Raw genomic sequence first — 13,268 nt, 5'->3', positions numbered from 1 at the left:
CCGCCGCACTGATCGCCGCGAGCCGGATCTGGCCACCTGAACCCAGCACCCCATCAGAGCATCAAGCGGTTTCGCGGACGTACACCCCATCGCCGCTGAAGAGGTGCCCTGGCGCCGACTCCGGAACTCGCGCCTTCTTTCCCGGGCGCGTCTGCAGGCGAGGGGCACGGCGGCGGCGACGTCGAGCCGATGACGCCACCCTCGCCAGTCACCGCTTGGTCTTCGCCGTCGAGCGCGCTCGGCGGACCGGGACTGCCGTCGGTCTCGAAAGCTAGCTCTCCGCGGGCTCGACGCGTACGCAGCAGTGGTCCGGCTCGGGATGCAGGCTCGCGGTCAGGTCCGTGACGGCGAGCCCGCGCAGGAGCCCGTCGATCAGGCAGACGTTCATGCCGCACACCAGTTCCGTGTGCCGCTTGGCCAGGCTGTGGAACGGGCAGTTGCCGAGGACGATCGCGGCATCCCTGGCCCGCGGCTCGAATCCGTACGACTCCAGCGCCCGCAGCACCGTGTCGCGGCTGTCCACGCCGGAGTCGGCGGACCGCGCCGACTCTCCGATGTCCTGGCCGAGTTCGCGGGCGCGTCGGGCGAGCACGCTTCGCGGTGACTCGCCCGAGCCGTCCGCCTCCTGGACGGCCGCCGCGAGCAGGTCTCCGACCAGTTCGTACCGCCGGTCCGGGAGCGAGACCGCGATCTGCCGCGCCGAGCGCCGGTAGAGCTTCGACGGGCGACCGGCCCCGGGCCCGCTGCGGCCGGTGCGCCGTTCGTGCACGACCTCGAGCAGTCCTTCCTCCGCCAGCTTCTCGAGGTGGAACGCCGCCGTGGTGCGGGCCAGGTCCACCGCCGCCGCGGCCTCGTCCCGGCTGACCGGCGCGGGCTGGCGCACGACGAAGTCGTAGAGCCGTCTGCGGGTCGGCTCGTCGAGCGCTGCCACGGCCGACACACGGGCGTCCCAGGACTCTGCCATTTCTAAAACCAATCTATGTTGACTAAATCCCTGGTCGGGTTCTAACGTTAACACGAGTTGTCGATAGAAGGAGGAGTCATGGCCACCGAAACGCCTGCCGCCGCGACCGAGAAGCACGGCGTGCTGTCCGACCCCGGCTACCAGTCGTTCTTGTTGCTGCGCACGGTCTTCACCGTCGCGCCCATCCTGTTCGGACTCGACAAGTTCCTGAACCTGCTCGTCGACTGGCCGCGCTATCTGGCCCCGTGGATCGACGGCATCCTTCCTGGCACGGCCCAGCAGGCGATGTATGGCGTCGGCGTGGTCGAGATCCTCGCGGGCGTCGTGGTCGCAGTGGCTCCGAGGTTCGGCGGCCTGCTCGTGGCGGCCTGGCTGGCCGGGATCATCGTCAACCTGCTGTCGTTCCCGGGCTTCTACGACATCGCGCTGCGCGACTTCGGCCTGTTCGTCGCCGCGATCGCCTTGGCCCGCCTCGCGGTCCGGTACGCCCCCGCGCGTCGAGGACGAGTGGCATGAGCCTGAGCCCGGCGCCGGATCACCTCGACGAGCACCGCAGGCTTCGGGTGGTCCACGAACGCGAAGCCGTCGACCTGCCCGCGGCGCAGCGGGCGGTGGCGGATCTCCTGATCGCCTTGGGACGGGATCCGGCGTCGGAGCACCTGGCGGACACCCCGAGGCGCGTGGCGCGCGCGTACGCCGAGATGCTCACCCCGCGCGAGTTCAACCTGACGACGTTCCCCAACGACGAGGGGTACGACGAACTCGTGCTCGCCAAGAGCATTCCCGTGCAATCGCTGTGCGAGCATCATCTGCTGCCGTTCCAAGGCGTCGCCCACGTCGGCTACCTGCCCGGTGAACGCATCCTCGGCCTGTCCAAACTGGCCCGGGTCGTCGAGCTGTTCGCCCGCGACCTGCAAGTCCAGGAACGCCTCACCAAACAGGTCGCCGACTGGCTCCAGCACCATCTGGATCCCAAGGGTGTGGGTGTGGTGATCGAGGCCGAGCACTTGTGCATGTCCTTGCGGGGAGTTCGAGCCGCGGGCGCCCGGACCGTGACGTCCGCTCTGCAGGGAGCGCTGCGTGAGGATCCACGATCGCGGCAGGAGTTCTTCGCGCTCGCCGGAGTCAACGGCTAGGCGGATTACCACAGGAGTCGGGGCCCGCGGGCCTTTCCGGGTGCGGCGCTGCCTGATCCTGCACCGCTGTTGTGTGGCTCACACGCACTACGTTAGACCTGAGTCATGACGAGAGTAAACAAGATCACCGCAGGCAATGACTCCACCGGAAGCAAGCTCCGCACGGCGATGCTGGTCGGGATGTTAGCGGTGGCCGTGGCGGGCGCGGCCTCACCTGTAGCAGGTGGTGAGGCGCCGAACACCACGGCCGCACGCGACACTTCTCCCGGTCAGCTCGCCGCCAAGTCAGACGACTGGCCGTGGCGGGTCGTGTAGCCGATCGCCGGTGTCCGACATCGGGGCCGCGGCCGCACAAAAGGTCGACCGTAGTTATGCTACGTTGACTATTCAGCAAGGCAGTTGACTCTAGATAGGTAATTGACTGGCGTATCAGTCATGAGACTCGAGGTCGGGGCGTGTGAGCATCGTCGGGGTCCAGCAGCCGGAGTTCGGTCGCCGGTTGCGCCAGTTGCGTCAGGAGCGCGGGCTGTCGCAGCGGGATGTGGCGGGCGACGTCGTGAATCCGAGCTACATCTCGTTGTTGGAGACCGGAGCCCGGGTGCCCACCCTCGAGGTGGTCCTCCAGATAGCCCGGGCGCTCGACGTGCACCTCGAGGCCCTGGTGGCCGACGCGGTCCTGCCGATCAAGGAAGTCGAGCAGAGCCCGGAGGCCAACCGCACGCTGGTGCTCGACATCCTCGCTCGCAGCGCGCTCGACGTCGGCGACCTCGACGACGCGGGCGACCGCTACCAGAGCGCCTATGACTCGGCCGTGCGCGACGGCGTGCCGTCCGCTGTGGTCGAACGTGGCATCGCCCTGCAGGATGTGCTGATCCTGCGCGCGGACCACCAGGCGCGCTATGCGCTGCTCGACAACCTGGTCACCGTCGCCGACCAGCTCGACGTGCCCGAACTCATGGTGAAGCTGCGGCTGGACAAGGCCGCGGCCGCGCGTGACTGCGGGCGCATGGCCGAGGCGATGGTCCTCGCGTCCTGTGCCATGGAAGCGCTGCCGGACACCGAACTGGCCGACACCGGCGAGAACGTCCGCGCGCTCGGCGTCCTGATCTCGGTCAAGGTCGACTCCGGGGACACCGGTGAGATCCCGGCCCTGGTCGACCGGATGCTGGCCTGCGCGGAGAAACTCGGCAGCCGCACGGTCCTCGGCCGGGCCCACTGGGCCGCGTCGGTCGCCTTCGCCCGGCTCGGTGTCGGCGAGCGCGCCGAGCGGCATGTGCGCCACGCCAAGGACATGCTCGCCCAGCCGGGCACCTCGATCCGCGAGTGGGGCCGCTTCGCCAGCGCCGCCGCGTCGGTGCTGCTCGACGCCGACGCCGAGCTGTCCGAAGTGGACCAGTACGTGAACTGGATGCGGTCGGCGCTCGAGCTGGCCGACTCCCCGGGCGACCAGGCGAAACTCGTCAGCATCGAGGCCAGGTACGCGCTCGCCCGCGGCGAGTCGGAGCGGGCGCTCGAGCTGTCCGAGGACGAACCGGACGGGCTCGCGGCCGCGGACCTCCTGCGGCTGCGGCGCACCCGCGGCCGGGCCCTGCACCGCATGGGCCGCACCGAGGAAGCCGTCGAGGCGCTGCGTTCAGCCGCGCGCCTGGGGGAGGAACTCGCCTCCTACCGGGTCGCCGCCGAGGTGTGGCGGGAGATCGACGAGCTGCGCTCGGCCTGATCGCCCCGCCCTCCCACGTCCCAGGTGGACCAACCGTGAACCCGTGAGGGCGCCCGGGCGTGGAGCGCGTTAATTACCCCTGTCAAGCGTCCGGAACGACGCGGCCGACTGGTTTACTGACGTCGGAGTCACCACGGTCGAGACCGTGAACCCCTATAACTGCGGCAACCACCTGCGCGGGGGTCCAAATGACGGTCAAGTCACTGGTAGGTGACCTTAGGATGCACTTTCACCCAGTCATTGACACCATGACTCAACCAGTCATAGTCTTGATGACGGGCGTAATGAAGTGACCGGGGTCACAGGTCAGGGCGGAGGGGCCGAGATGAGTGATTGCCCAGAGTTAAGAACGAGGCGCAAGTGTGGTGGGGCCGGATGACCGACACCATCTTCGGGCTCGAATCGGGCGGGGACCTGCTTCACCGGACGGCGGGCCGGTCGCCCGTCGAGCGTGCCCGGTTCGACGGGTGCGCGGACGCGGCGGCGTTCGTCGAGCAGATGGCGGCCACCGTCGAGGGTGAGGTCATGCAGTTGGTGCCGGTCTTCACGGCCGGATCGTTCGAGTTCTCCCGCCTGGTCGCCGACGCGGTGCTTCGCCGCGGTGCGAAGCTGCGGGCGGTGTGGAGCTCCAAGGTTCTTGAGGAGCCCGCCGCGGCCGCGCACGCGAAGTGGCTCGCGGTCCGGCGGTCCGCACCGCGGGTGGTCGACCATGTGCCGATTCGGGCGACCCTTGTGGACCGTGCCGCCGCGATCGTCCACGATGACGACGGCCGGGCCGGGCTGATCCAGCTCGACCGGGTGCTGGGCTCGCTGAGCCTGATCGGGGACCGGTTGTGGCGCAACGGGATCGAGTCGGAAATCGGTGGGGCCGATGCCGGTGAGAGCTCGTGTGACGCGCGGAAGAAGATGGTGTTGCGGCTGTTGGCCGAGGGGTTGACCGACGACGCCATCGCGCGTCGGATCGGGGTCAGTGTGCGCACGGTGCGCAATGATGTGGCCGGGGCGATGGTCGGGCTGCGGGCCCGCAGCCGGTTCCAGGCAGGCGTTCGCGCTGTCCAACTCGGACTCGTTTAACGCGCCGGTAAACAAGCAAGAGCACGGAGAGTCGCGCCGGGTCAGCCGGTGCGACTCTCCGTGCTGTTTGCGTTGAAACTGTTGGCACGTAAGGAAAATCGGTCGGCTGCAGCTATATGCAGCTTCCTTGAACGCTCCCGCGGATCACGATGAAGTAGAGGAGTGTTCGAACGTCCGGGGGCGTTCCGGACGTTCGTCAGGTCGACCTGGAAGGTACGTCATGAACTCGGTGACCGCGTTACGCCCCGAAATCACACCGCTCGTCGGAGCCCACCTGATCGATGTCTACCGCTACGCCGCGCGAAGAGGGGCCATCGAGTCGGTCGAACAGGCGGCGGTGGATCTCGGGCTCACGGTCCACGAGGTCAACGCGACGGTGAACCATCTGATCGAGAGCAGGCTGTTGCGGGTCGACCCGGACCGCAGGCTGGTGCCGGTCGACCCCGAGGTGGCGGCGGCGCTGCTGGTGTCCCCGATGGAGCGTGAGATCTACCAGCGCCGGGAGCTGATCGCCCAGATCCGCGAGCGCACCGATGTGTTCCGACAGGACTATGTCCACACGGGCCTGCGCGGCGCGGGGTCCGCCTCGGTGGAGAGTGTCTCCGGGGTCATGGAGGTGCGCGGGCTGCTGAAGGTCGCCAGCGACGCGTGCCGCGAGGAGATCCTGGTCCTGCTGTCGGGGACGGTCGAGACCGACGACTTCGACGACTTCATGAGCGTGTGCGACCGGCTGCTGAGCCGGGGCGTCGCGGTTCGGGTGGTGTGCAGGCACAAGAGCCGCACCGACTTCGCCACCCGGGTGAAGATCAAGAAGCTGATCGACGCGGGCGCCGTCGTCCGCACCGCCAGCCACATCCCGCGGGCCGCTGTCGTGTTCGACCGGTCGTCGGCGGTCCTGCTGGGTGACGGCGCCGCCGAGGCGACCGCTTCACGGGTGCGCCAGGACGAGGTCGTCGAGTTCCTGCTGGCCATGATCGACCACCTGTGGGATTCGGCGACACCGTTGGAGAGCTTCGAATCCGGGTACGCCGAGGTGGCCGACGAACTGCAGCAGACCGTCGCCTGCCTGATGGCGAAGGGCTTCACCGACGAGGTGGTCGCCCGCAAGCTGGGCATGTCGGTGCGCACCTGCCGCCGCCACATCGCCGCCCTGATGAGCGACTTGCACGCCGTGAGCCGCTTCCAGGCCGGTGTCCAAGCCGCACAGCGATGTCTGGTCAATTAGGAAAGCGGCCGCCCACTTCGGGCGGCCACTCAGATCGTCGTGGTCACTGCCGCGGTCAACCGCGCGGCCAGCTTCGACAAGGCGACGCCGGAGGCGAGTTGGTGGACGGTGATCCCGGTCCAGCCTTGCTCGGCGAGCAGCGCGAGCACTCGGGGGATACGCAGGACCCGGCCGCCCGCCACCGTGTAGCTGTCCGACAACCGGACTTCGCCGAGTCCGTTCGCCTGGCCGACGGCCGCCGCGAGTGCCAGTGCGGCCTCCGCCGCCGTCGCAGCGGTCTCGACCTCAGACATCCGCGTCGGCGCGGCGGGCGCGAACCCGATCATCGCGGCGATCTCGTCGAGCCGGAGGTCGCTTCCCTGTTCGTCGAGGGCCAGCAGTACGGACTCGTAGCCGCGCAGGAACTTCTCGACGGCGTCGGCGTCCATGACCGTGGACAGGGCGTTCAGCGCGATGACGACGGCGTCCTGCAACTCGTAGATCCGGAAGAACGTGTCGGCGCCGTACTCCGCCCACGCGGCCGGTGTCGGGCTCCAGGTGAACTTCGTCCGCCGGGCCTTGGACACGTGCGCGCCGTGGTTGAGGAAGTTCAGCTCCGACCCCGTGCGCACCGCCTCGCCGCGCCGGGAACTCTCGCGGGACAACAACTCCACGAGTTCGTCGTACGGCACACCCGCGTTGTCCTGAGCCGACCGGAACCGGGTGGCGGCGCCGCGCAGCACCTCGGAGAACGGCGGGTTGTCCCCGCAGTCCACGCGCAGCAGCAACGGGGAGAACATGCACGTCATGACGTCGGCGTACGGGTTCGCCTCCCGGTTGCCCGAGAACGACAGGTGCGCGACCTCGGCGCTGCCGGTATAGGCGGCCATCACCATCGAGTACACCGCCACGTGGACCAGCGACGGCCACACCGTGTGCCGGTCGGCGATCCGGCGGCACGCGGCGAGCATCGAGGGCGAGGTCAGCGTCGCGCCGCGGGCGGCCGGTTCCGCACCGGGTCCGCGGCGCGTGGCGAACAGGTCCGTGGCCAACTCGGTGATCTCGCCGCGCCAGTAGGCGAGCGCCTTTTCCTTCGCGGCAAGGGCTTCGGCGGAGGACTCCCACCGGGCGAGGTCGGTCGGCTGGTGCCGGATCGGTTCGAGCACCGCGGGTTTGCGTGCGGCGAGACCGGCGCCGAGGGCTTCGAACTCGCGTTCGAACCGGTCGACGGTCCAGGCGTCGAACGCCATGTGGTTGAGCACCAGCACCAGTTGCTTCGGGGCGCCACCGGCGGTGATCAGGCACGCGCGGATCGGCCACTGGACGGCGAGGTCGAACTCCGTGGAACTCAGTTCCTCGACCACCTCGGCCGGGGTCGCGGTGCCGTCGCGCTCCACCGTCACCTGGACGACCGGGACCGCGGCCGGCGGGTGGACCCGCTGCTCCGGGTCCCGGTCGGCGTCGAAGTGGTACGTGGTGCGCAGCGCCTCATGCCTGCGCACCAGGTAGTTGAGCGTCGCGCGGACCATCGCGAGGGTGACACCGGCGGGCATGTCGAACCTGAGGACGATGTGCGCCTCATGCCGGGCGTGCGCGGGCAGGTGGTGGTGTCGCAGCCAGATGTACCGCTGGCCCCAACAAAGGTCTGCGCTCTTCACGGTCCCGCCTCCCCGGAATTCACTGTGTTGGTTGCGCGGGTGGTTATGGTGCGTCGTCTGGCAGTCTGCTTGCCCGCTTGTCGTTCGTCGCGATTACCGTCGATAATCGTGGGTGCGGGATGGCGCGGCAATGGGTGCCTCGGTGGCAGGTAGCGGACGGCGATAATGGCCACCGCCCAGGGAAAGGGCCACCTTGACGGGTGTTCCGGCGTCGACGAATCTGAGGCAGGCGAGCTGTTTCGCCGGGTTGTGCCTGCCGACTGTGATGAAGTCAGAGGTGAGACTTTTGTCCGCATCCGAAATTCCCGACACGTTTCAGGACATTCTTCGTCCGCATTTGCCGTACGCGGATTCCGGTGAACTGGCGGCGGCGAGCGAGCTGGGCGGCCTCGGGCTGGACTCGATGAGCATCGTGGCCCTGCTGGCCGACATCGAGAACAGCTACGACGTCGAACTGCCCGACGACATCCTCAACGAGGAGACCTTCGCGACCGTCGGCTCGCTGTGGCGGACGCTGTCCACGCTCGTGGCCTGAGGACCGCCGATGCCGACTCGACTCGACGACCTCCTGCGGTGTGGCGATACGGACCACCCGGCGGTCACCTTCAAAGACGAGACCGTCACCTATGGCGAACTCCGCGCCCGCGTCGACGGTGTCGCCGGGGGCCTGCGCCGCCGCGGGCTGCGGCGCGGCGAGCGGGTGGTGGTGTACCTCGACAAGCGGATCGAGACCGTCGTCGCCCTGTTCGCCGTGTCCGCGGCCGGTGGTGTCGTCGTCCCGGTCAACCCGGTGTTCAAGTCCGCGCAGGTGGGCTACATCGTGGCCGACTGCGCGGCGGCCGTGCTGATCACGACCCCGGAGCGACACCGGACGCTGCTCGCCGAAGGCCTGGATACCGCGTCGCTGCGCGAAGTTGTGCTGGTCGGTGAACTCGATGACAACGACCCGACGGCCACCGCCTGGGCGGACCTGGACGGTCCGGCCGAGGCGCCCGTGGGCGTGATCGACGCGGATGTCGCCGCGATCCTCTACACCTCGGGCAGCACCGGCGGGCCCAAGGGCGTGGTGCTCTCGCATCGCAATCTCCTGGCGGGCGCGGCGAGCGTCGCCGACTACCTCGGGCACACCGCCGACGACGTCGTGCTGTCCGTGCTCCCGCTGAGTTTCGACGCCGGGTTCAGCCAGCTGACCACGGCGTTCATCGCGGGCGCGCATGTCGTGCTCGTCAACTACCTGCTCCCGCGCGAAGTGGTCCGCCTCTGCGCGCGCCACGGCGTCACGGCGCTCACCTGCGTGCCGCCGCTGTGGATACAGCTCACCGCCCTGCCCTGGCCGCCGGAGTCCACCCACGCGCTGCGGTACTTCGCCAACACCGGCGGCCGGATGCCGCGCGCCACGTTGGACCGGCTGCGCGAGATCTTCCCCGACGCCCACCCGTACTTGATGTACGGGCTGACCGAGGCTTTCCGGTCGACGTATCTCGACCCGGCCGAGGTGGACCGCAGGCCCGATTCGATCGGCCGGGCGATCCCCAACGCGGAGATCCTGGTGGTGCGACCGGACGGCACCGAGTGCGACCCCGGTGAGCACGGCGAGATCGTGCACCGCGGAGCGCTCGTGGCGCTCGGTTACTGGAACGACCCCCGGCGGACGGCGGAGCGCTTTCGGCCCTGTCCGACCGGGGGTGCCAGCAACCCGGGCCTGCACAGCACCGAGATCGCGGTGTGGTCCGGCGACACGGCTTACCGCGACGAGGATGGCTTCCTGTACTTCGTCGGCCGAACCGACGACATGATCAAGACCTCTGGCTATCGGGTGAGTCCCACGGAGATCGAGGAAGCGGCCTACGCCACCGGCCTGGTCGGCGAAGCCGTGGCGTTCGGCGTGCCCGACGAGAGACTCGGGCAGCACGTGGTCCTGGTGGTCGGTGGCGGTTCGTGCGACACCGAGACCTTGCTGAAGTCCCTGGAGAAGGACCTGCCGAAGTACATGCTCCCGCGCCGCGTCGAGGTGCTCGGGGAGCTGCCCCGCTCGGGCAACGGCAAGTTCGACCGCAACGAGCTACGTCGGAGGTTGTCGTCGTGACCGAAGGGTTTGGGCGGGTCGACGGGCAGTTGGCGGTCGGCGGGATCGCGGTGGAGCGGCTCGCCGCCCGGGTGGGCAGCACGCCGTTCTTCGCTTACGACCGCGGGCTTTTGGCTGCCCGGGTGTCGGCGGTGCGGGCCGCGCTGCCCACGGAGATCAACCTGAGCTACGCGGTGAAGGCCAACCCGATGCCCGCGGTGATCCAGCACATGCGCGGCCTCGTCGACGGGTTCGACGTGGCTTCCGGTGCGGAACTCCGCAACGCGCTCGACACCTCGATGCCCGCGTCCCGGGTGAGTTTCGCCGGGCCGGGGAAGTCCTTGGCGGAGCTGACCCAGGCGGTCGCGGCCGGGGTGACGGTCGAGTTGGAGTCCGAGCACGAGGTGACCCGTGTTCGTGCCGTCAGCGAGACGCTCGGCGTCGCGGCGAGGGTCGCACTTCGGGTCAATCCCGACTTCAGCGTGCGCGGGTCCGGGATGCGGCTCGGTGGTGGGCCCCAGCAGTTCGGGATCGACTCGGAGCGGATTCCGGCGGTCCTGGAGACGTTGGGGGACCTGGACTTCCAGGGGTTCCACGTGTTCGCCGGGTCGCAGAACCTGAACGCCGAGAGCATCTGTGAGGCACAGCGCAAGACCGTGGAGTTGATCCTGGGGTTCGGGGTTGCGGTGCGGTACCTCAACCTCGGTGGTGGCTTCGGCATCCCCTATTCCGCGCGGGACAAGCCATTGGACCTCGCGCCCATCGGGGAGAACCTGGCGGCCTTGGTGGACGGCCCGATCCGGGCAGGGCTGCCGGAGGCGCGGGTGGTCGTGGAACTCGGGCGCTATCTGGTCGGAGAAGCGGGCGTGTACCTCACCCGGGTCGTGGATCGGAAGGTGTCTCGCGGCAAGACTTTCCTTGTCGTGGACGGCGGTTTGCACCACCAGCTGGCCGCGTCCGGGAACTTCGGGCAGGTGATCCGGCGGAACTATCCGATCGCCGTGGCGAACCGGATCGGTTCCCCGGCCACCGAGACGGCGACTGTCGTGGGCTGCCTGTGCACTCCGCTTGACCTGCTCGGTGACGATGTCGAGCTGCCCGCGGCCGAGATCGGGGATCTTGTCGCGGTGTTCCAGGCCGGCGCTTACGGACTGACCGCCAGCCCCACAGCGTTCCTGAGCCACCCGGCACCGCTCGAAGTGCTGGTCTAACCACCAAAGCAGAAGGCCCAAGTCCAGTGGACTTGGGCCTTCTGCTTTTGGCTAGTGGGTAGTGACCAGATTCGGCTCCGGCTTCGCGCCGACCGGCTCGTCCGGGTCGTCGGACTCGTGGAAGCCGTAGCGGCTGTACATGCGCCGCAAGAACTTCGGGGCCCACCAGTTCGCGCCGCCGAGCAGCCGCATCGTCGCCGGCACCAGCAGCAGCCGGACCAACGTGGCATCCACCGCGAGGGCGACGAGCATGCCCACGCCGACCATCTTGATGAACGTGATGCCCGACGTCGCGAAAGCGCCCACCACCACGCACAGCAGCAGGGCCGCCGAGGTGATGATGCCGCCGGTGCGCTGGACGCCGCTGGCGACCGCCGCCGTGTTGTCGCCGAGGGTGTCCCACTGCTCGCGAATCCGCGACAGCAGGAACACCTCGTAGTCCATCGACAGGCCGAACAGGATGGCCAGCATCAGGATCGGCTGACTCGCGTCGATGTAGCCGGTGGGGGTGAAGTTCAGCAGGCCCGCGAAGTTGCCGTCCTGGAAGATCCACACCACCACACCGAAGGCGGCGCCGATGGACACGAGGTTCATCACGATCGCCTTCAGCGGCACCACCAGCGAGCCGAAAGCCAAGGCCAGCAGGACGAACGTGATGCCCGCGACCAGCAGCAGCATCCACGGCACCCGTTCGCCCAGGCCGTTCACCTGGTCGACGACACCCGCTGTCGGGCCGCCCACCAGGACTTCCGCGCCCGCGGGCGGGGGCAGGTCGCGGATGCCGACCACGATGTTGCGGGCGTGCTCGGAGTTGGACGCGCCGTCGTAGCCCACGGTCAGCAGGGTCGAGTCGCCCTTCTGGCCCGCGACCGAGGTGGCGCGGACGCCGGAGACGTCCTCGATCTGCTTGGCGAACGCCGTGGCCGTGTCCTTGGACGCGCCGCTGATCAGGACCCGGATGGGGTCGACGCCGTCGCCGTCGAACTCCGACGCCAGGCGCTCGGAGACGACGCGGCTCTCGGTGCCCGGCGGGAGGACCCGCTCGTCGACGCCGCCGAACTGCACGCGGGTGAACGGGGCGGCGAGCAGCAGCAGGATCATGGTGACGCCCAGGGTGTAGAGCACGGGCCTGCGCATGACACTGTTCGCGATGCGGGCCCACACCCCGCTGTCAGCGGTCTTGGCCACCGCGCCGGTCACGGTCGGGATCTTGCGCTTGCGCAGCCACGGCAGGCGAAGCGCGTTGATCCGGTGTCCGAGCACCGCGAGCATCGCGGGAAGAACCGTGAGGCTCGTCAGCATCGCGACGATCACCGCCGACGCGCCGCCGAGGCCCATCGAGCGCAGCAGCATCTGCGGGAAGATCATCAGACCGGACAGCGCCAGGGTGACGACGACACCGGACACCGCGACCGTGCGGCCCGCGGTGGCCATGGTGCGCCGCACCGCGTCGTTGACCTCGTAGCCCTTGTCGAGTTCCTCGCGGAAGCGGCTCACCATGAACAGCGCGTAGTCCACGGCCAACCCGAGGCCGAGGATGGTGATGATGTTGATCGAGAACACCGACACGTCGGTGACCATCGTCAGGCCCCGCACGGCGGTGAACGCGCCGAGGATGGCCACGCCGCCGATGAGCAGCGGCATGCTCGCCGCGACCACGCTGCCGAAGATGAACACCAGCAGCAGCAACAGGATCGGCGTCGCGATCAGCTCCGCGCGCACGATGTCGTCGCCGACCTGCTTGTCGATGTCCAGGTTGACCGCGAGCTGCCCGCCGATCTGCGTGGTCAGGCCCTCGATGGCGAGCCGGTCCCGGACCTGCTTGACGACCGCCTCTCCGGTTCCCGCGACGAACCGGATCGGCACGTAGGTGGCGTTCTTCTCCGTGGAGACCAGCGAGGGCGCCTTGGTCTCGTAGAACGACGTGACCATCTCGACGGCCTTGTCCGCCTTGAGGTCGGCGACGACGGCGTTGACCGGGTCGCGGAACCGCGCGTCGGTCACCTCGAGGGTGTCGCTGGAGTAGAGGGCGATGAGATGGACGTTCGCGCGGCCGATCTCGTCGGCCACCCGGGCGATGATCCGCTGCGATTCGCTGGCCGGGTCGCTGAGGCTGCCGTCATCGGCGAGGCGGTCGAACACACCGGTGCCCCAGATCCCGGCAAACGCTACGAATGCGGCCGTCCCGACCAGGATCAACCACCGAATCCGGCCTACAACCGTTCCCCACCAGGCA

12 protein-coding genes are annotated in these 13,268 nt (G+C 68.8%); 9 read left to right on the top strand and 3 right to left on the bottom strand.

Annotation, left to right across the window (positions count from 1 at the left end):
- Nucleotides 1–271: 271 nt before the first annotated feature.
- Nucleotides 272–964 carry a helix-turn-helix transcriptional regulator gene (locus C8E96_RS29610; RefSeq protein ID WP_091377574.1) on the bottom strand — a complete coding sequence of 231 codons (693 nt, stop codon included), beginning with the start codon at nt 962–964 and terminating at the stop codon, nt 272–274.
- Between the two features lie 78 nt (nt 965–1,042).
- Here C8E96_RS29610 and C8E96_RS29605 point away from each other — a divergent pair, with 78 nt between their 5' ends.
- The 6 genes from C8E96_RS29605 to C8E96_RS29575 all read left to right on the top strand — a co-directional run bounded on the left by C8E96_RS29605 (nt 1,043) and on the right by C8E96_RS29575 (nt 6,119).
- On the top strand, nt 1,043–1,480 hold the full coding sequence (locus C8E96_RS29605; RefSeq protein ID WP_091377578.1) for a hypothetical protein: 438 nt from the start codon (nt 1,043–1,045) through the stop codon (nt 1,478–1,480).
- The gene (folE, locus tag C8E96_RS29600; RefSeq protein ID WP_091377582.1) at nt 1,477–2,100 is read left to right on the top strand and encodes a GTP cyclohydrolase I FolE; all 624 of its coding nucleotides are present in this window, start codon (nt 1,477–1,479) and stop codon (nt 2,098–2,100) included. Before C8E96_RS29605 ends, folE begins: the two co-directional genes overlap by 4 nt.
- Before the next feature lie 105 nt (nt 2,101–2,205).
- Nucleotides 2,206–2,415: a hypothetical protein gene (locus C8E96_RS29595; protein WP_133794870.1), complete on the top strand. Its 210-nt coding sequence runs from the start codon at nt 2,206–2,208 to the stop codon at nt 2,413–2,415.
- A 142-nt stretch (nt 2,416–2,557) separates the two neighbouring features.
- Nucleotides 2,558–3,820: a helix-turn-helix domain-containing protein gene (locus C8E96_RS29590; protein WP_091377586.1), complete on the top strand. Its 1,263-nt coding sequence runs from the start codon at nt 2,558–2,560 to the stop codon at nt 3,818–3,820.
- Nucleotides 3,821–4,195: 375 nt separating this feature from the next.
- Nucleotides 4,196–4,894, top strand: a complete 699-nt coding sequence (locus C8E96_RS29585; RefSeq protein ID WP_133794868.1) for a helix-turn-helix transcriptional regulator — start codon at nt 4,196–4,198, stop codon at nt 4,892–4,894.
- 220 nt (nt 4,895–5,114) lie between these two features.
- Entirely contained in the window at nt 5,115–6,119 is a 1,005-nt protein-coding gene (locus C8E96_RS29575) for a helix-turn-helix domain-containing protein (RefSeq protein ID WP_091377590.1), read from the top strand.
- A gap of 29 nt (nt 6,120–6,148) precedes the next feature.
- Here C8E96_RS29575 and C8E96_RS29570 read toward each other — a convergent pair whose 3' ends face one another.
- Entirely contained in the window at nt 6,149–7,756 is a 1,608-nt protein-coding gene (locus C8E96_RS29570; protein ID WP_091377593.1) for a condensation domain-containing protein, read from the bottom strand.
- A 286-nt stretch (nt 7,757–8,042) separates the two neighbouring features.
- On the opposite strand from C8E96_RS29570, the gene C8E96_RS29565 reads away from it, so the two are divergent.
- Genes C8E96_RS29565 through C8E96_RS29555 form a run of 3 tightly spaced genes read left to right on the top strand, consistent with a single transcriptional unit; the run spans nt 8,043 to nt 11,032 of the window.
- The gene (locus C8E96_RS29565; RefSeq protein WP_228770004.1) at nt 8,043–8,291 is read left to right on the top strand and encodes a phosphopantetheine-binding protein; all 249 of its coding nucleotides are present in this window, start codon (nt 8,043–8,045) and stop codon (nt 8,289–8,291) included.
- 9 nt (nt 8,292–8,300) lie between these two features.
- The gene (locus C8E96_RS29560; protein WP_091377599.1) at nt 8,301–9,842 is read left to right on the top strand and encodes an acyl-CoA ligase (AMP-forming), exosortase A system-associated; all 1,542 of its coding nucleotides are present in this window, start codon (nt 8,301–8,303) and stop codon (nt 9,840–9,842) included.
- Nucleotides 9,839–11,032 (top strand): pyridoxal-dependent decarboxylase, exosortase A system-associated, encoded by a 1,194-nt coding sequence (locus tag C8E96_RS29555; RefSeq protein WP_091377603.1) that lies wholly within the window; start codon nt 9,839–9,841, stop codon nt 11,030–11,032. Before C8E96_RS29560 ends, C8E96_RS29555 begins: the two co-directional genes overlap by 4 nt.
- Nucleotides 11,033–11,083: 51 nt before the next feature.
- Here the strand turns inward: C8E96_RS29555 and C8E96_RS29550 are convergent, their stop codons facing one another.
- Nucleotides 11,084–13,231, bottom strand: a complete 2,148-nt coding sequence (locus C8E96_RS29550; protein ID WP_228770005.1) for an MMPL family transporter — start codon at nt 13,229–13,231, stop codon at nt 11,084–11,086.
- Between the last annotated feature and the right edge of the window lie 37 nt (nt 13,232–13,268).

It is taken from the genome of Actinokineospora alba, from assembly GCF_004362515.1.
In the GTDB taxonomy this organism is placed as follows: domain Bacteria; phylum Actinomycetota; class Actinomycetes; order Mycobacteriales; family Pseudonocardiaceae; genus Actinokineospora; species Actinokineospora alba.
This window is presented reverse-complemented; position numbering and strand designations above follow the sequence as displayed.